Origin of the sequence: Bacillus sp. ISL-45, from assembly GCF_018613195.1 — a bacterium.
Lineage (GTDB): Bacteria > Bacillota > Bacilli > Bacillales > Cytobacillaceae > Mesobacillus.
In genome coordinates, this window is the sequence record NZ_JAGGQQ010000010.1 from 95,541 (window position 1) to 112,809 (window position 17,269).

At 44.9% G+C, this 17,269-nt stretch carries 20 protein-coding genes; all 20 read right to left on the minus strand.

All coding sequences use genetic code 11. From position 1 onward, the window contains the following. Nucleotides 1-248: 248 nt before the first annotated feature. On the minus strand, nt 249-1,025 hold the full coding sequence (locus J7E35_RS14285) for a 3-hydroxybutyrate dehydrogenase (protein ID WP_214780823.1): 777 nt from the start codon (nt 1,023-1,025) through the stop codon (nt 249-251). 209 nt (nt 1,026-1,234) lie between these two features. Beyond that, the gene (locus J7E35_RS14290) at nt 1,235-2,554 is read right to left on the minus strand and encodes a GntP family permease (RefSeq protein WP_214780824.1); all 1,320 of its coding nucleotides are present in this window, start codon (nt 2,552-2,554) and stop codon (nt 1,235-1,237) included. 349 nt (nt 2,555-2,903) lie between these two features. Beyond that, on the minus strand, nt 2,904-4,268 hold the full coding sequence (locus J7E35_RS14295; RefSeq protein WP_214780825.1) for a sigma-54 interaction domain-containing protein: 1,365 nt from the start codon (nt 4,266-4,268) through the stop codon (nt 2,904-2,906). Between the two features lie 92 nt (nt 4,269-4,360). Beyond that, the gene (locus tag J7E35_RS14300) at nt 4,361-4,891 is read right to left on the minus strand and encodes a CueP family metal-binding protein (protein WP_214780826.1); all 531 of its coding nucleotides are present in this window, start codon (nt 4,889-4,891) and stop codon (nt 4,361-4,363) included. 219 nt (nt 4,892-5,110) lie between these two features. Then, complete coding sequence (locus tag J7E35_RS14305) at nt 5,111-6,295, minus strand: MDR family MFS transporter (RefSeq protein WP_214780918.1); 1,185 nt, start codon at nt 6,293-6,295, stop codon at nt 5,111-5,113. 425 nt (nt 6,296-6,720) lie between these two features. After that, nucleotides 6,721-8,154 (minus strand): ammonia-forming cytochrome c nitrite reductase subunit c552, encoded by a 1,434-nt coding sequence (locus tag J7E35_RS14310; RefSeq protein WP_214780827.1) that lies wholly within the window; start codon nt 8,152-8,154, stop codon nt 6,721-6,723. Continuing rightward, a complete protein-coding gene (locus tag J7E35_RS14315; RefSeq protein WP_214739880.1) occupies nt 8,147-8,671 on the minus strand; it encodes a cytochrome c3 family protein in 525 nt (174 codons plus the stop codon). Before J7E35_RS14315 ends, J7E35_RS14310 begins: the two co-directional genes overlap by 8 nt. A 106-nt stretch (nt 8,672-8,777) precedes the next feature. Further along, nucleotides 8,778-9,284, minus strand: coding sequence for a TlpA family protein disulfide reductase (locus J7E35_RS14320; protein WP_214780828.1), 507 nt, complete (start codon nt 9,282-9,284; stop codon nt 8,778-8,780). 15 nt (nt 9,285-9,299) lie between these two features. Beyond that, a complete protein-coding gene (locus tag J7E35_RS14325; RefSeq protein WP_214780829.1) occupies nt 9,300-9,431 on the minus strand; it encodes a CcmD family protein in 132 nt (43 codons plus the stop codon). A gap of 20 nt (nt 9,432-9,451) precedes the next feature. Then, on the minus strand, nt 9,452-10,162 hold the full coding sequence (locus J7E35_RS14330) for a cytochrome c biogenesis protein (RefSeq protein WP_251009612.1): 711 nt from the start codon (nt 10,160-10,162) through the stop codon (nt 9,452-9,454). Beyond that, nucleotides 10,162-10,845, minus strand: a complete 684-nt coding sequence (locus J7E35_RS14335; RefSeq protein ID WP_214780832.1) for a heme exporter protein CcmB — start codon at nt 10,843-10,845, stop codon at nt 10,162-10,164. Before J7E35_RS14335 ends, J7E35_RS14330 begins: the two co-directional genes overlap by 1 nt. After that, nucleotides 10,842-11,546 (minus strand): heme ABC exporter ATP-binding protein CcmA, encoded by a 705-nt coding sequence (gene ccmA, locus J7E35_RS14340; protein WP_214780834.1) that lies wholly within the window; start codon nt 11,544-11,546, stop codon nt 10,842-10,844. Before ccmA ends, J7E35_RS14335 begins: the two co-directional genes overlap by 4 nt. A 17-nt stretch (nt 11,547-11,563) precedes the next feature. Then, nucleotides 11,564-11,905 (minus strand): hypothetical protein, encoded by a 342-nt coding sequence (locus tag J7E35_RS14345; protein ID WP_214780835.1) that lies wholly within the window; start codon nt 11,903-11,905, stop codon nt 11,564-11,566. A 5-nt stretch (nt 11,906-11,910) separates the two neighbouring features. Then, the gene (locus J7E35_RS14350; RefSeq protein WP_214780836.1) at nt 11,911-12,291 is read right to left on the minus strand and encodes a hypothetical protein; all 381 of its coding nucleotides are present in this window, start codon (nt 12,289-12,291) and stop codon (nt 11,911-11,913) included. Nucleotides 12,292-12,303: 12 nt separating this feature from the next. Beyond that, on the minus strand, nt 12,304-12,774 hold the full coding sequence (locus J7E35_RS14355; RefSeq protein ID WP_214780837.1) for a cytochrome c-type biogenesis protein CcmH: 471 nt from the start codon (nt 12,772-12,774) through the stop codon (nt 12,304-12,306). Nucleotides 12,775-12,779: 5 nt separating this feature from the next. Beyond that, the gene (locus tag J7E35_RS14360) at nt 12,780-14,762 is read right to left on the minus strand and encodes a heme lyase CcmF/NrfE family subunit (RefSeq protein WP_214780838.1); all 1,983 of its coding nucleotides are present in this window, start codon (nt 14,760-14,762) and stop codon (nt 12,780-12,782) included. Between the two features lie 21 nt (nt 14,763-14,783). Continuing rightward, on the minus strand, nt 14,784-15,233 hold the full coding sequence (locus J7E35_RS14365) for a cytochrome c maturation protein CcmE (protein ID WP_214780839.1): 450 nt from the start codon (nt 15,231-15,233) through the stop codon (nt 14,784-14,786). Beyond that, entirely contained in the window at nt 15,233-16,192 is a 960-nt protein-coding gene (locus tag J7E35_RS14370) for a hypothetical protein (protein ID WP_214780840.1), read from the minus strand. The genes J7E35_RS14365 and J7E35_RS14370 overlap by 1 nt, the downstream gene beginning before the upstream one ends. A gap of 445 nt (nt 16,193-16,637) precedes the next feature. Continuing rightward, complete coding sequence (locus J7E35_RS14375) at nt 16,638-16,817, minus strand: glycogen biosynthesis protein GlgD (protein WP_192473436.1); 180 nt, start codon at nt 16,815-16,817, stop codon at nt 16,638-16,640. 19 nt (nt 16,818-16,836) lie between these two features. Further along, nucleotides 16,837-17,100 (minus strand): YtzC family protein, encoded by a 264-nt coding sequence (locus J7E35_RS14380; protein WP_192473435.1) that lies wholly within the window; start codon nt 17,098-17,100, stop codon nt 16,837-16,839. Nucleotides 17,101-17,269: the final 169 nt, after the last annotated feature.

Here is a 17,269-nt window from a genome sequence, read left to right on the forward strand (position 1 = left end):
TTTATATCAAAGGCTGTTTTCGTAACGATTGTTGTTAAAATCCTAAAGCCGATTTTAACGTGATAAAAAGCCGTTTTGTAGTTCGGTATTAAGTGTGCAGCTCTTTTCTCATAATAAGCTTTAATTTTGTGAAGAAACATAGATCATCCAATCCTATTTTGTAGTCAATAGCAACAAAGTTTGAGAAAAGAGCCATATCCTATAAATCAAGATAAGCTGGCTTCCCAAAGGGAGCCAGCTTATCTTGATTATTGTATCGTATACCCTCCGTCGATGACCGCCGCCTGGCCAGTGATTCCTTTCGCAGCATCACTGGCTAGGAACATAACATAGCTGGCGATTTCCTCGACAGCCAGCAGCCGCTTTTGCGGTATGAGCGGAAAGATGACTTCTTCAAGCACTTTTTCAAGCGGAACATTCCTTGTTTCAGCAAGGGGTGAAAGCTGGTTGCGCACAAGCGGTGTGTCGACATATCCCGGGCAGACAGCGTTCACTGTGATGCCATGCTCAGCCGCTTCGAGTGCAGCCACCTTTGTCAATCCAATGACCCCGTGCTTGGCACTGTTGTATGCTGCTTTACCGGCAAACCCGACAAGCCCATTGATGGATGCCATGTTGATCACCCGTCCCGAACCTTGCTTTTTCATGACTGGCAGCACATGCTTCAAGGCTATGAATGGAGCAGTCAACATCACTTTTATCAACAGTTCAAATTTTTCCGTCGGGAAGTCTTCGATCATGGATACAAATTGCAAGCCAGCATTGTTGATGAGAACATCGACACGACCAAAGTGCTCAATGCATTTTGCGACTGCCTCCTCAATTTCATTTTCGCTGGTTACATCACATTTCAAACCAGCGGCTTCAAGCCCTAATTCACGCAGACTGACAGCCGCCTTCTCCACAGCTTCTTCCTGTAAATCCGTCAGAAATACCTTTCCCCCCTGCTCAGCAAAGCTCTTGGCGATCTCGTACCCGATTCCCTGGGCGGCACCGGTAATCATCACAACTTTATCTTTTACCATTGGGAATCTCCTTTCGTTAGGGCTGTTTTCGTGAAGATTGTTGTTAAAATCCTAAAGCCGATTTTAACGTGATAAAAAGTCCTTTTATATGTCGGTACTAAGTTTGCAAGCTCTTTTCTCATAATAAGCGTTAATTTTTGTAAAGAAACTTAGGTAATACGATCCTATTTTGTAGTCAATAGCAACAAAGTTTGAGAAAAGAGCCTTCATTAAATACCTAATCCTAGAGAGAATAGAACAATCGCAATTGCTACACCAATCAACGGCACAATGACAGTAACAGCCGCCACTGGATTGTATGCATCCTGATGGGACTCGCCACAGATCGCCCGGACAGTCGTAACCACGTACCCGTTATGCGGCAGTGAATCAAGCGCTCCAGAGGAAATAGCCGCTACCCTGTGCAGTGCTTCAGTATTGACGCCCATATCCATGTAGTGAGGTGCAAGCAATGGAAGCGCAATTGCCTGGCCCCCGGATGCAGAACCAGTCATCCCGGCAATGACACTGACAGCAATCGCCGCACCAATCAACGGGCTGCCTGGAATATTCGTCATCGCATCAACCGCCGTCTGGAAAGCCGGCACTGCTTTTGCGACACCGCCAAAACCGACTACAGCAGCTGTGTTACCAATCGCAATCAAGGCACCCATCGTCCCTTCTGAAAGAGCTTCCCAGAAATTTTTAAAGTACTTGCGATTTAATAGATAGGCAGATACAACCCCGCCAAGCAGGGCGATGATCAAAGCTGACTGTTTTAATGAATCATGGAAAATGAATGAAATAACCAGTACCACGACCAAAGGAATAAGACCCATCAAAGGATGAGGCAGCTCCCGTTTTTCCAACATTGGATCTGCCTTCCTGGCTTCGAACTTCTCGCCTCTTGCAACCGCTTTTGTAATCATTCGTTTCAGCCACCAGTAGCCAAAAATCATCATGAAGACGGCAACGATGGCACTGACCTCCCAGCCTGCCCAAGGGGTAGTATCCAGGAATTGGATTGGGATCCAGTTCTGGATTTCCGGAGAACCGGCAGAAGTCATTGTAAAAGTGACCGACCCGAAGGCCAATGCAGCCGGAATGAATCTCCTAGGCAAATTTGCCTGCCTGAACAAACTCAATGCCATTGGATAAACAGAAAATGCGACAACAAACAAGCTGACGCCGCCATATGTCAACACGGCACAGGCAGCGATAATTGCAAGCACTGCATATTTCATCCCTAATGTATTAACAATTAACTCAGATACACTGTCAGCCGCGCCGCTATCCTCCATTACCTTTCCAAAAATCGCTCCCAGCAGGAACATCATGTACCAGGCAGTAACAAATCCAGAAAACCCAGACATATAGTTACCGACAAAGTTGGCTGCCCCTTCTTCAACCAGTTGCGGAAACAGCGGCATTCCGCTGAACACAGCAACAAACAACGCAGAAATCGGCCCGACAATCAGCAGGTTCATGCCCCTCATCGTCAGATAAATCAACAAAGCCAGACCGCCAATCAACCCAATCATACTCAGCATTCTTTTTCCCCCTTGTAATTTAAAGTGAAAACCAACGCACCCTGCCCTCCTTGCTCAAAATATGATAACGCTTACAAAAAATATTGAATAAAATTGCTGTATTATCTTATTGCAACTATCGTGCCAACTTTGCAGGGTACAATAATCAATGTTTATTCTTAATTTTCAGTTAGTTAATTCCGGATTTTCGGACTCTATCATGCTTCCATTGTTTTTATTTGATAGAATAAAAGTTATTCAAGCTGTCCTGTTCCCCGAAATTAATACCATTCATACAGTGAAAAACCTTTAAAATATTACTAGAAATAAAAGAAGTCCGGAAACTCGGACAGCATTCCGAATTCCCGGACTACAAGAGGCCGTATTTATTTAGCTTTTCATAAAGTGTCGACCTGCTGATCCCCAGTTCCCTCCCCACCCTTGCTTTATCGTCTTTATTCCTTTCCAGACTTTGCTTCAACACCCATTGTTCTGTTTCTTCAACAATATCCTTAAGCTTTTTGTTCTTGAATCGGTAAATGGCTGTTTGTGATTGCAGGTAATCCGGCAATGACTCCAGCGTAATCTGTTCTCCTTTTGTCAAATGAACCGCAGCTTCAATGACATTTTCAAGTTCTCGGATGTTTCCAGGCCAGCTGTATGATTTAAGAATTTCCATTACGTTACTATCAATTCCTGCAATCCGCTTGCCTAATCGATTCGTGACCTTGGCAATAAAATAGGCAATCAGCAGCGTTAAGTCCTCAGCGCGTTCTCTTAATGGAGGAACACTGAAAGGAACGACATTGATCCGATAAAATAAATCCTCCCTGAATCGTTTCTCCTCAATCATGTTCTCAAGAGGCCTGTTTGTGGCAGCAATAATCCGGACATTAACCGAAATCGATTTTGTTGAACCAATCGGTTCTATCTCCCCATCCTGTAAGGCACGCAAAAGTTTTACCTGCATGCTTAGCGGCATGTCTCCAATTTCATCCAGGAAAAGGGTCCCGCCATCAGCCAATTGGAACTTTCCCTTTTTGCCTCCTTTTTTCGCACCTGTAAACGCTCCTTCTTCATAACCAAACAACTCTGATTCAAGCAGGTTTTCAGGGATTGCTCCGCAGTTCACCTTAATGAACGGCTTCCGGCTTCTGCCGCTTAACTGGTGAATGCTGTGGGCGAACAATTCCTTGCCCGTTCCGCTCTCTCCCCTGATCAGAATGGAAATATCGCTGTTGGATACCATTTTTACTTTTTCTTTTAAACTGATAATCTGCTGGGACTCGCCAAGGATGTCATCAAGAGTATACTTCACGCCAGAATCAATCTTCTGGATGTATGGCTGCATCCTGGTCAGCAGGCTTTTTACATGGCTGTCCATTTTCATCCATTCTTGTGTATCCCTGAAAAACACCGTTCCAAATGCTGCAATTACTTCGCCATTTTTAATGATGGGCACCCGGTTGGCAATCATATAGTTGCCCTTGATGAATTGCAGGTCAGCCAGCTCCTCTTTTCCAGTCTGGGCCACAATATGCATCCTTGTATTCTCGATCACTTCAGTCACATGCCTGCCTATCGTCTCTTCACGATTGACTTCAAGGAATTCACAGTAATTATGATTGATATAGATAATCCTTCCTTCTCGATCAACCACAACAAGCCATTCAAACGCATTCTCGACAATGGTTTCAATAATATCTGCCGGGATATGTAAAAGATTCGTTTTCATAATCCGCCACCTGGTTTTTCTTTCGATTTTATCATATTTTTCTGAAAACTATAGATAACATAAAAAAAGCACCTGAAAATAGGTGCTTTAGTCTACATAAGCTGCATTGTGGTAATGCAAGTGGCGTCATTCTGAAAAGTGGATATTTCTGATTCAACCGTTTTGCCGTTATATCCAATCTTTGTATTGAACTTTTTATCACGCGGGAGCCACAAATCGATGAAACCATTCTGATGGGACGTCATTTTCTCATCAACGACCACGTTACCGTCTTCATCCTCAATATATACATCAAACTCTTTTTCTGCCAGTTCACCTTGACAACCTGTCAAGCTATGATTCGCTCAAGGATGGGTTTGATTTTCGTAAGGCGCGATTGAGACGAAGAAGTCTTCGTCTGATATGTCATAGACTTGCTTGTCCCCTTCACTGTCATCAATTGTCACTTCTTGTGAGGTGATGGAAGCTTTATGGCCCTTAATTTCGCCCGTGCTGTAATCACTCACCAATTCCTTGATGTTCTCTTGTTGTTTTTCAGGTTGAGCAGATTTTTCTTCTTCACCACTACAGCCAGTTAATATACCGGCAGCCAAAAACGCAATTCCGAGGAGTTTAAACTTCAACCCATTCACCCCCTTGTCTTTCAAAAATGATTATATCATAAACTCACAGTCCTATATTAGAAGTAAAATATGCATTTTCTATCGAGAAAAAATGCATATTTTGTGACTGATTGCAAAGGGGTACAGGCGTCTTGTTCAATCCAGAAAACTCTGGTACCGGACAATCTCCAAAGTTTAAAAAAAGAGCCGGGCACCCTGGCCCAGCTCTTTGCTGATTTTCTATGCTTGTGCAGCAACGTTATGTGATTCCCTTATTTTCCGGTCGTAGATGACAGTAGTGAAAATACCGACAAACATGAGCGCAATCAGGATTGCGAATAACATTGGCATACCGTATAGGTCGACAAGAATCCCGCCCATAAGCGGGCCGATCATCCTGCCGCCAGTTGCGGTGCTGTTGACAATCCCCTGGTAAAAGCCTTCCCGGCCTTTTGGCGCCAGGTCATTTGCGATTGTCGGTACAGCCGGCCAGATTAGCATTTCCCCAATCGTCAGGATCACCATACCGGCCACGAAGCCTGAGAATGCATTGGCTCCTGCAGCAACTGCATAGGAAACCATGAAGATAACCATGCCGATGATGATTTGGAGCTTCAATTTATTCTGGAACGGCTTGATCAGCCTGTTCACAATTGGCTGGCCAAGAACGATCAAAGCACCGTTGATTGTCCAGAGGATGCTGTATTGATTCAGGGAAATGTTCAATTCCTGAGTATAAGCGGCAATCGTTGTTTGCCATTGGACGTAACCAACCCAGCAAAGCAAGTAGCCAACAGCAAGGATAAGAAGTGCATACAGCTTTGTATGGCTTTTGACCGCACCATTCTCCTGGAGTACATTCGTCTGCTTCGCTGCCCGGGTGTCGATGCTGCGATAGCCAAAAATAGCGATCATCATAAATATCAGGTACATGGCTGCGTTGGCCATGAAAATCAGCTGGAATGAATAAGATGCGACAAGCCCGCCAAGCGCGGCTCCCACTGCAACTCCGAGGTTCTGTGCCACATAAATGGCGTTGAACGCTTTACGGCCGCCTTCCTTCCACACCGAACCCGCCATTGCATACATAGCCGGAAAGACGATTCCAGATCCAAAACCAACCACTGTCAAAAAGAAAATATATTGCGGCCAGCCTGGCCATAGGGTTAGGCCAAGCAGCGCCAGGATGGTAATGCTGATTCCAAGAATGATAGACTTATATCCGCCAATTTTATCAAAAAGACTGCCGCCAAAAAGATTGCCAATAACGCTTGCTGCAGAATTAAGCATCAATACGATGCCGGCAACAGACAAGGATTTGCCAAGGTGCTCATGTATATAGATAGTGTTCAAAGGCCATAAAAAAGAGGAACCAGTAACATTGACTGCCATCCCGATAATTAAAAGCCATAAGGCTCTAGGCATCATTCAACGCCTTCTTTCACAAATAAATTTCGAATACCAAAGTAATTTTAGAGGTTTTCACAATTGGTTGCAATAGGAATTTAAGCAGGGATATGAAGTTGAAATTTTCTATTTTTTTCGGGGAGGTTTTTTAGGTTTAAATGGAAAAATTCCGCTGTTTTTCCTGTTGGCAAATTACCTTCGTTTCCGCGAATATAATTGTGATTGTTGAGCAAACATGTGCCCGAAGTCAATCTTTCTAACGAGGCACGGTCACAAGTCGTGGCAACATATGGCCTAAAACAATCTTCCTGGAACGCTATGATGATTTCTCCATCTCCCTCCTTGACACTTACAGAAATTTCTGCAAAACTAAAGAAAACACCGTACAAACTACCATTTGCACAGTGTTTTCGTATTTATCTTTTCTCTAAATTTACTATTCTCTATTTTTTTGGAGCTGGCTGTTGTGCCGGGAAGTAACTGTTCACTGCTTTCTCTTTCTTCTTGAAGTTATCTTTTTCGTCGAAAACAGCCTTCTTCACTTTTTCAATCTCTTCTTTGACCTCTTCCAGATTTACACCCTTCTTGATCAACTCTTCGATGGCAAGATTGATTGCCTCATTCGATTCTTCTATCGATACTCTCAGTGAATCCATTGCTCCCTGCGGATTATGGAATCCTGCAGCACTTTCAGCTGCAACAATATCCCAGAACCATTGACCTTTCCTGATATGCTCCTGAGCCTGCTTGATTTTCTCCTCGCTTACTCCAGAAGTGATCATCTTATTCACGTAATAGTGTGAGGTGATCGAAATATCCTCAGCTTTATGAAGTGCTTCCATATGTTTATCCTGGATACCGATTACTCGGTCCTTCAGCTCATCCATATCCCTGTTGGTATGGCAGGTTGCACATGACTGATCCATTGTCTTAAGCGGTGATGTCCACCAGTGTGAGCTGATTTTCTTTTTGCCGTCAACCCTGTCATATGGCATGTGGCAGTCTGAACATGTAACCCCTGCTTCACCATGCGGACCTTCGATATGAGTCTCAAAGTCAGGGTGCTGCGCTTTTAGCATTGGCGTTCCTGAGACATTGTGGACCCAGTCCTTCTCAAAACCTTGCTCCTTAGCAGTAGTTTCGTAGTATTCGTACATATCTTCCGGCTCAAAGCCGTTTGCCCAAGGGTAAGTTACTTCTCCATTGTCTGCGGCAAAATAGTACTCTACGTGGCACTGTCCGCAAACATAGTTTCTCATGTCATTCTTCGTTGGGTTGGACATGTCGATTCCCTGTGACTCCATTGCCTTAATGAAGCTAGGACGTGTTACGCGCAAATCCATTGTCTGCGGGTCATGGCAGTCCGAGCAGCCGATCGGTGAATGGCCCATTGCTTCTGCCTTTGGCCAAATGTCTTCGTTAAAATTGCCGCCCCAGTAATCGTCGCCCATTTCCTCAATCATGTGAGGAACAGCAGTCGACTTACAGGTTAAGCATGATCCGATTGATTTGTCAGTGATACGCGCAATCGCCCGAACATCCTCATTTGCATAGATATGGCCGCGGTCCTCATTATACTCAGTCGCAAAGCCATAGCCGTTAAAAAGGACTGGCAGATAAGGTTCCTTATCATGGTCGAACTTGCTTCGTTTGACGGAACCGCTGTACTTCGTATCCTCCATTTTTTCATTTTGCTTGTAGCTGTCATATTGCAGCGGGAAAAGGTCCTTGAAGGCCTCATTGCTGATTTCGTCTTTGCTCAGCCCCGTTTTCAGCTCGCTTGCGGAAGTTGCTTCTTCTTCCGAGCTGGAGCAGCCTGTTATGATGAGCATGACAGCCGCAAGGAGCAAAAATGCCCAGCGGAAATTTCTAGCCATTGTTCATCGTACCTCCTTTATTTTCTAAAAGCTCGCCTGGTTTCGGCGGTTTAAAATAATCCTCTGTTTTGAAGCCTTTGCCGTGCGGCACTGCCTGGTGGCAGCTTGAACAGCTGTCTTTCGCATCATGTGAAACGTTGTCCAGTGTATTCTCATGGCAACTGATGCAGTTCTCATTTATGACTTCTTCAGAACCTTCCGTTGCATGCAGTACCTTCGGGATTTTTGCCTCGCCCAGTGTATTGAAATACACATGCGTCATCCCGGCCTTTGCCTTATAGGTGTATTTATTAACCATACTATCGTGCGGTAAATGGCAGTCGCCGCAGGACAGACCGGCGTGGTTGGAATCAGAGAACGAGTCATGGACCTCTGTCATGATATGGCAGCTCGAGCAAAATTCAGGTGAATCCGTATAAGCAAGCGTTTTGACAGTGACGACAGAAACAATGATTCCAGCAAATACGCCAATGAATAACAGCATCTTTTTGTCTATTCCCAGTAGCTTTTTCAGCATCTTTTTCACCTCCCTTAAAGCGGATTCTTGCTATCTACTAAAAGCTGTATTCGCATGGTTCAACCGAAAACAGCTTTATTAAAACACGGATGTGCTTTAACCAAGGTTATGGTGAAACTTTTTCCTGGATCATTTTGATTAAATCGTCTTTCGTTGTCGGGCCGGAGAAACGTTCAACAATGACGCCGTTTCCGTCGATGATGATGGTTTCAGGCTGGCCGATGACATTGTAATCCTTTGATATGTCTTCTTTTGTGTCTAAAAGATACGTAAGCTCAGAGCCGCTTTTCGAGATGTATTTTTCCATCCGTTTCTTCGATTCGCCTTTAGCAAGGATCAGCAGCTTTGCATCCTTATACTCTTTGCCGAACGCTTCCAGTTCAGGAGCTTCGTCAATGCACGGTGCGCACCAGGTTGCGAAAAAGTTAAGGACCACTGGCTGGCCTTTAAAATCCGATAATTTATAAGTGTTGCCTTCGATATCCTGCAGCTCAAACTCGATGGACTGGTCTCCAGGCTGGGCCGATGCTTTCCCTCCCAGTCCGCTGACCAAAAAGCCGAGAACTCCGATGACGGCAGCGATGACAATGACCGGAACTATCTTTTTGCCCATTATATTCACCCGCTTTTAAAAATCTGAGTTCCATTCTTCAAGTAGTTCGAGCTCTTTCTTCAGCTGCTTCTGGCGGCGCCCAAGCACTAATACATAACCAGCGATCAACGTCCAAATAACTGAGTAAGCCATGAATAAGTAAGTCATTTTAAACTCCTCCTTAGTGATTATCCTGCAAGCTTTTCAATTGCTTTTGACTTTGCCTTTTTGACGATATGCCGCATTTTTTCAATTTCGATTCCTTTGCGCATCAAGAACGCGTAAAGCACGGTAATCGTAAAGATCGAGAATAGCAGTGCGACCAGCATATCTGGTTCGATTCCGCCGCCCGACTGGTTTTTGCCTTCACCGAAGACAACTGGATGAAGCTTCGTGTTCCACCAGCGGATGGCCATGAAGACGATCGGGACATTGATGACGCCAATAATGCCAAAAACAGCTGACAGCCTTGCGATTTTGTCCATCGACCCATCCATCTTGCGGACGAACAGATAAGCAACATAGATGAACCATAGAATAAGGGTTGTCGCGAGGCGCGGCTCCCATGTCCACCATGTATTCCAGCTTGATTTTCCCCAGATCATCCCGGTGATCAGTGTGATTGTTGTAAAAAGAACGCCAATTTCTGCGGAGATTCCCGCATTGATATGATGCTGGAGTCTCGGCTTGATCAGCACTCTCACGCTGTAATAACCCACGACACCGAATGCGAGGAAGGCGACCCAGGCACTGCCAACATGGAAGTAGAATATTTTTTGTGCAGCGCCCATCACCTTTTCAACCGGAGACCAAATAAAAATAAGATATAGTGCTATGAAAAATGATGGAATTAACGTGAATAGCAACAACCGGTCGATAATGCCAGTATTCTTTCTCATCATGACCCCTCCATAATAAATTCGAATAAGAAAAAGCATGCAGCCAGGAACAATAAATCGTAAGCAGCCATCAATCTGATCCAGGAAGATGCATCCGCAATCATTTCATTTTCAAGAATGATTCTTGTCGCCTGGACCCCGGCGATCAGCAGCGGGCTTAGAAGCGGCAGCAGCAACACCGGCAAAAGCATCTCGCTGTTCTTTGCGTTCGCCGATAGCGCAGCCAGGAAGGTCCCGACTATGATGAAACCGAGCGTACCAATGATGACCACAAGGATGAACCAGCTTACTTTTCCAAAAAAGCGATAGTCGAACAGCAGAAACAAAACAGGGATGCTGACAAGCTGTACTGCCGTTACGAGGATGAAGTTCGCCAGCACCTTGCCAAGATAGATGCTCGAAGGATCGATTGGTGCCGAACGCAAACCTGTCAGTGCATCGTTTTCGTGCTCAGAAAGAAAGGAACGATTTAGTCCCAGAATTCCGGAAAACACGGTGATCAGCCAGACAAGCCCTGGAATGACCGCTTTGACCATATTATTTGTCGGATCGAACGCAAAGCTGAAGATCAGGACGACGAGACTCGAGAAAATGACCATCATCCCGATTGTCTGCTTAGTTTTGATCTCATTGCTCAGGTCTTTGCTGGCAATAGTCCACGCATCTTTAAGGATTGAAATCATGAGCTCTTCACCTCTGCTTCGTACCAGGTTTTCATCTCTGCCAGAGTTACTTCCTCTCCAAGATGCTTTGTTGAGACAATCTTTCCTTTTTTCAATACGGCCGCCCTGTCAGTTAGTGCATGAACCTGCTCAAAATCATGCGAGATGATCAGGATTGACGTCCCGCTGTCCCGTTTCTGTTTAATGATTTGATTCAAAAGCCCAACAGCCTCCTGATCAAGGCCGGTGTGCGGCTCATCGAGCATCAGGATATCAGGGTTCGGGAGCAGTACCCTGGCAATCGCGAGTCTTTGCATCATCCCTCTTGAAAAAGACCGGATCGGCATATTCCTGAAAAGGTAAAGCCCTACTTCCTTTAAAAGTTCATTTGCTTTCCTGTCAAGTTCCGTCACCTTGTAAAGCTTTCCGTAAAATTTGAGATTTTCGAGCGGGGACAGATTATTGTACAAAAAGGATTCATGACCTAAAAAGCCAATCCGCTGCTTAATCTCAGCCGTATTTTTTTTAACAAGCTTTCCATCCAGGAGAATCTCTCCGCTCGTTGGCTGCAGGAGTCCGACTGTGCATTTAAAGAAGGTGCTCTTCCCTGCTCCATTCGGGCCAATCACCGCTAAGATCTCCCCTTTTTCCAATGAAAGGGTGATGTTCCTTAATACGAGCTTATCTCCCAGCATTTTGGTCATTTTCCTCAGTTCCAGCATGGTCCCCAACTCTTTCGTTAAGTGTATTGTTCCAGTTCCTTGTTTACCTCAGCGAGATGGCTCTGGTAATCAAACTTCATCTTGTTAAAATTCTCCTCGGTGATTTCCGCTGCCGACAGCCTTGCTTCAAGGCCAGCCAGCTCAGCTTCAATCACTTTTTTTCTTGCCAACAGGTGTTTGAACAACTGATCTTCCTCATTCCCGATGTCTTCAGCAGCCTTTCTCCGCTTTCGCCGAAACCAGACAACAGCCATGACAGCAGCTAAAACAATCAGTAAATAGTGTGGGTTCACCATGTTCAACCCCGGTGTTGTCAGCCAGAAGTTCACAAGCCATTCAGGATGGTAGGCTGGCGCCATACTGATCACCCCTTCTGCTGGCGAAGCTTCTTAAGCTCTCTAAGAATATCTGCTTCTGCTTCGGCATCCTTTTTCTTCTTTTTGCTCTCTGGAAGTTGTTTTGACTTTCCTTGCTTGAGTCCCTCTGTTTCTTCCTTTAACATTTCAGCCGCGAGTAAATGATAATTCTCTTTCAATTTCTCGAAATCCTCACGGGTGATTTTCTTCATTAAAAAGTCCATTTCCAGTTCATTCACAGCGCTGTAGACCTGCTCAAGAGTAAGCTTTTCACTTTCTGTCTCCACTCCCGAGGCAGGCACCTCGCCAGCCGAGAAGAAAGGAGAGATGATGAAGTAAAAGCAAGTAATGATCACGAGTGTGCCTATTATTAAGAATACATAATCCATTTTGATCAGCTCCTAGAAAAGCTTCCGGCGCTCTTCGTCAAATGTTTTTGCCGCAATTTCTTTTTCCACTTCCGAATTCCATGCAGCCTTCGTCTCAAGCTTTGATTCTGCCTTTTTGACCGTTAACTTCCTTAGCCAGACACCGACAATCACACTGCCGATTCCGACTCCGGCAGCTGGCATTCCCCAGGCAATCCAGCCACTTGTGCCCCCGCCCGGAGTTCTCAAAGCCGCCTGCCCGTATTCATCAACATAGGACTGGATGATTTCCGGTTCTGTTTTGCCGCCGTTCAGCATTTCAACCACTTCATCGTAATAAATCTTCTTTACTGAACAGGTGGACAATTCATGATCCGCATGGCCCTGCATATCAAGCTGTCCGATGATTTGCTTGAATTCCTTTGAGTTGTAAGTGAAAGCTGTTGTCATGCCAGGTATCAGGATAAGCAAAAGGAGTGTTGTTAAAAGAATTTTCCTGTTCAATTTTTTCACCCTCCCACTCTCGAAATGCCTTTATTGATCTGGTAGCGGAATGTTGCCGGCCTGCCGCCTATGAGGGCGAATGCTGTGCCGATCACCATGATGATGCCGCCCATCCAAATCCAGCTTACGAATGGATTCACTTTTACCATGAATGTCACTTTGTCTTTGTTCTCCCAGGAGCTTAATACTACGTACAAATCCTGGCTCCAGTTCGTCTTGATCGCTACCTCTGTTGACGGTTCAGGCCAGGTTTCGTAAAAGATCTTTTCCGGCTTGATTTTGCCGATATCCTTGCCCTTATATGTCACATCAATATCAGCCACCACTATTCCATTGCCGTTTTTCGTATGTTCAGTCAGTTCATTGAATTTAAGGCTGTAATCACCGGCCTTGATGCTGTTGCCTGCATCTACCGTTTTAAGCACTTCGGTTGAGTAAGTGTGCGAAGAAATGACACCTACCGCGATGACCGCAATCCCGATATGGACGATATAACCGCCATAGCGCCGCTGGTTTTTTACCGTCAGCTTGAACGCCGCCTTCAGTAAATTTTCTTTCGTCGCTTTCTGTCGGGCCCTGATGCCTCTGGCGAATTCCTGCAAGTGCGTTCCAAACATGAAGCTTGTTGCCGATAAGCCGATAATCGCGTAAATTCCCTTGACGCCAAAAGCGAGCAGGATGATGGCTGTGGCGACACCCATTGCCAGCGGCCAAAGCATGTTCTTCATGAACTTTTCAAACACCGCTTTTTGCCAGGCGATCAGCGGACAGATGCCCATCAATACAATCAGCACCAACAGGATCGGAGCCATCACTTTATTGAAATACGGTGCGCCGACATTGACCTTTGTACCTGTAAAAGTTTCCGAAATCAGCGGATACATCGTCCCCCAGAAAACGGCGAAAGCAGCAGCCACGAGAATCAGGTTGTTCAGCAGGAAGCTGCTTTCTTTTGAAAAATAAGCCTCTATTGGACTGCTGTCCTTTTTTATCAGTCCGTACCTTGTCATGACGATATAAAGAGAAAACACCATCATGAACGCCATGAAAACAAGGAAGTAGGTGCCTAAATTGCTGTCCCCGAACGCATGGACACTCGTCAGGATTCCGCTCCTGACAAGGAAGGTTCCAAACAGTGTCAGGATGTAAGAAAGAATAATCAAGCTTACATTCCACGTCTTCAGCATGTTTTTCCGTTCCTGGATCATCACAGAGTGCAGGAATGCCGATACGGTCAGCCATGGCAGAAACGAGGCATTTTCAACCGGGTCCCATGCCCAGTAGCCGCCCCAGCCTAACTCCAGGTAGGCCCACCAGCCGCCAATCACATTGCCGAGTGTCAGGAACAGCCATGCAAGCAAGGTCCATCTTCTCGTCAGCTTGATCCACTCTGAATCCAGTCTCTTCAGGATCAGAGCCGCAATTCCGAACGCGAATGGGACTGCCAGCCCGACATAACCCATATAGAGTGTGACAGGGTGCAGGATCATTCCCGGATTTTGCAGCATCGGGTTAAGCCCTTTTCCGTCTGCGGGAATTTTATCGGTCATTTCAAACGGGTTGGCATTGAGAGCCATCACTGTGAAAAAGAACAGGATGTTGACCATCAGAATGCTGGATACATACGGCATCATCGGGTTCTTTTTTTCTTTTGAAAAAACGACCATTGCTGCATATAGCGCTAAAAGGAAAGCCCACAGCAAAAGGGATCCTGCATTACCCGCCCAAAAGGCTGTAAGCTTATAGGCCATGGGCAGGCTTTCATTTGTATAGGAAGCCACATATTTATATTGGAACTGGCTTGTGCCGAGCAAGTAGAGCAGCATGAAGGATGCAATGCTCGCTACGAAAGCAAGTGAAAGAACTGCCCCCCTTGCGCTTTCAATCCACTTGCTGCTTTTCTTCTTTATCCCGACGATATTGGCAATGATTCCATAAAGTGAAATCACGATTCCAAGGTAGATTGAGATGTTCCCAATTAGATACATACAGATAACCACCCATCTGTTTTATTCCTGCTTGTCATTTTTGTACATTTCCTTATGCATTTCAGTATCATAGTTCTCCATGTCTTCGCCTTCATATTTGGTCGGGCATTTCGTCTGGACTTTTTCCGCTTCGAACACTCCGTCTTTTTGGATAAAACCTTCTACGAGGACGATGACATCCTCTGAGAAGTTATCCGGCTTAATGCCTTTATGGAATACCTGAAGCGTTCCCTGGCCTTCCTCGTAAAGTTCAAAACGAAGCTCCAGCTTGTCGGCATCCCATTTCACCGATTCTTTATTGAGCAATCCCTGCGTCATAATATAATCGCCTTCATATTTCGAACCATTTTTGCTGAGGTCGGCAATCGTAATTTCCTTGCTCCCTGCGCTCGGCATTGTTGAAAACATCATAATCACGAATGCCACTGCTGCCAGGCTCAGCCCCACTGCGATTTTTTTATTTTTGGACATTACTTTCTACCTCCCAGCTTTTTGATCAATTCGTTGTATTCTGCTTCCGTTATACTTTCTTCCACAAGCATTGCGCGGAGCCTTGCCTTTTTCGCATCAAATTCATTTGACGCACCGCTTTTTACCGGCTGAACTTTCCTTTTCCTCATGATGAAAATTAAAAGGATCGCTGCCAATACTGTCATACTGCCAACGACTGTAATGACAAGCCACAGAGGCATTTTTTCATCATTTTGTTTTACAGTGCCGGCCTTCTTTGCATCCCCGGCCATCGCTTCCATGATTTCTGCTGTAGTCCTCTCATCAGTCCGTTTGTATTCAAGTGAGATATTCTTTTTATCACCAGGCTTCATTCCCTGGCTTTGATACAAGAACATGTTCATGTTGTAAGAGTTTTTCTGGTGCTGCTCGGAAGCTGGCTCCAGCTTGAAACTTTCCGTATTGAGCGGCTCGACGAAAATAAGGTTAAATAATCCGATATCAGCGAAGTTTTTAAAATCATAGGTCATCGACTTCTTCCCGTCTTTTTCCTTGATGCTGTCGGTATAATACTCAACCACAAACTTGTAGATCTCCTGCGGCTGGATTTCTTCGCTCGTTTCCCAGGAAATCGTTCCTTTTTCTTTATCCAGCTCATATTCAATTTCATTCATTTCTGTAAGGTCCCGGGAATAATCGGCCACAAAGCCAATTCTGAAGTTCTTCTCATCCATTGGCAGCGGAATGACTACCTGGCCTTTTTGGGCCTCTTCGGCATTGTTTTTCAAGGCCCCATGATAGCCCACCAAAAGCGGGGCATTCTTCTTCTTATCTTTTGGGTGATAAGAATATTCCGGCATCACCTGGATTGTAAGCTCCTCCATATTCAGGACATTGGATTTTGCCTCAGCGTTACCCTTATCCGGAAGCTGGAAAATGAATAATAAAATGATGGCCGATACTAACTTCATAATTTTCATTTGATTGACTCCTTTCTATATGTGACAAATTCGTGAATGTTTTCACAAGACAACTTAGATGAAAAAAACGATTTATTTTCTAATAGGATTTTAAAACTTAATCATTTTCCTGACCCTTTTGGTCTACCTTATTTAAACCATTTCTAAATGGCCCCAATCTGTGATTTACATCACGGAATTTTCATCAGTTTTATCCGATTTGTGAACGGGGGGTATAGGTTGAATAAACAAGGCTGTTGATTTTCGTTCCAGGCGCTTCGCTTTCCACGGGTGGCCCGGGAAGCCTCCTCGTCGTTTAACCCCCTGCGGGGGTCTCCCCTGCTCCATGCTCCCGTAGGAGTCTTCGCGCCTTCCATTACAATCAACAGGTGCAAAAACAAAATTGACTTTTCCAATACCAATAAAAAAACCTCACTTCCCTTTTGGAAGTGAGGGTGTTACAAATTTATGAAGATTGCTCTGGTTCAGGATGGAATTTGGATTTTACAGGCTGCCCGCCGCTTTTTTCATATTTTTTCTTCGCTTCTTTTACCGGATCATGATCCATTCCAAGCTCGAGATCCTGGTTATTAATACCGTTCCTTGTTTTTTGTTCAGGATTATTCTGCTTTGAGCGCTTTTTCAAGATGCTTTCCCTCCTGTATTTAGTGATCAAGCAAAATCATGTTGTTTTGGACTTGCTGCAGTTGAAGCCTCATTCTGTGCAATTGCTCGCGCTGCTGGGAATTAGCGCTGAAGGAAAGCTTGGCAAGATCATTGTATGCGTCTTCAAGCGCTTGCAGAGCATTAGTAAAATTGCCATCATTATAATGCTGCTGTGTGGCAGCATCCTTGTATTGATCCTGGGCAAGATTGATTGCATCCTCACATTGCTGAAGTAACTGGTCAACCGATTGACGTGTTGCCAATAGTAGCCCCTCCTTTACTTGATGCTGAAGCAAAGTCTGCTTCTTCTTTATTTTGTTCACAATACATTTTCCTATCACGATTTTGCGAATGTTTAATGATGGCAATTGCGTTGGGGACATATTGTAATCTTTTTGCAATTGGATTCACGTTCTCTAAATGGTACAATTT

Bases quoted from the DNA above. Each gene is read 5' to 3' on its own strand.
- J7E35_RS14285 (WP_214780823.1), bottom strand. From the start codon at position 1,025: ATGGTAAAAGATAAAGTTGTGATGATTACCGGTGCCGCCCAGGGAATC.
- J7E35_RS14290 (WP_214780824.1), bottom strand. From the start codon at position 2,554: ATGCTGAGTATGATTGGGTTGATTGGCGGTCTGGCTTTGTTGATTTAT.
- J7E35_RS14295 (WP_214780825.1), bottom strand. From the start codon at position 4,268: ATGAAAACGAATCTTTTACATATCCCGGCAGATATTATTGAAACCATT.
- J7E35_RS14305 (WP_214780918.1), bottom strand. From the start codon at position 6,295: ATGCCTAGAGCCTTATGGCTTTTAATTATCGGGATGGCAGTCAATGTT.
- J7E35_RS14310 (WP_214780827.1), bottom strand. From the start codon at position 8,154: ATGGCTAGAAATTTCCGCTGGGCATTTTTGCTCCTTGCGGCTGTCATG.
- J7E35_RS14315 (WP_214739880.1), bottom strand. From the start codon at position 8,671: ATGCTGAAAAAGCTACTGGGAATAGACAAAAAGATGCTGTTATTCATT.
- J7E35_RS14320 (WP_214780828.1), bottom strand. From the start codon at position 9,284: ATGGGCAAAAAGATAGTTCCGGTCATTGTCATCGCTGCCGTCATCGGA.
- J7E35_RS14325 (WP_214780829.1), bottom strand. From the start codon at position 9,431: ATGACTTACTTATTCATGGCTTACTCAGTTATTTGGACGTTGATCGCT.
- J7E35_RS14330 (WP_251009612.1), bottom strand. From the start codon at position 10,162: ATGAGAAAGAATACTGGCATTATCGACCGGTTGTTGCTATTCACGTTA.
- J7E35_RS14335 (WP_214780832.1), bottom strand. From the start codon at position 10,845: ATGATTTCAATCCTTAAAGATGCGTGGACTATTGCCAGCAAAGACCTG.
- ccmA (WP_214780834.1), bottom strand. From the start codon at position 11,546: ATGCTGGAACTGAGGAAAATGACCAAAATGCTGGGAGATAAGCTCGTA.
- J7E35_RS14345 (WP_214780835.1), bottom strand. From the start codon at position 11,905: ATGGCGCCAGCCTACCATCCTGAATGGCTTGTGAACTTCTGGCTGACA.
- J7E35_RS14350 (WP_214780836.1), bottom strand. From the start codon at position 12,291: ATGGATTATGTATTCTTAATAATAGGCACACTCGTGATCATTACTTGC.
- J7E35_RS14360 (WP_214780838.1), bottom strand. From the start codon at position 14,762: ATGTATCTAATTGGGAACATCTCAATCTACCTTGGAATCGTGATTTCA.
- J7E35_RS14365 (WP_214780839.1), bottom strand. From the start codon at position 15,233: ATGTCCAAAAATAAAAAAATCGCAGTGGGGCTGAGCCTGGCAGCAGTG.
- J7E35_RS14370 (WP_214780840.1), bottom strand. From the start codon at position 16,192: ATGAAAATTATGAAGTTAGTATCGGCCATCATTTTATTATTCATTTTC.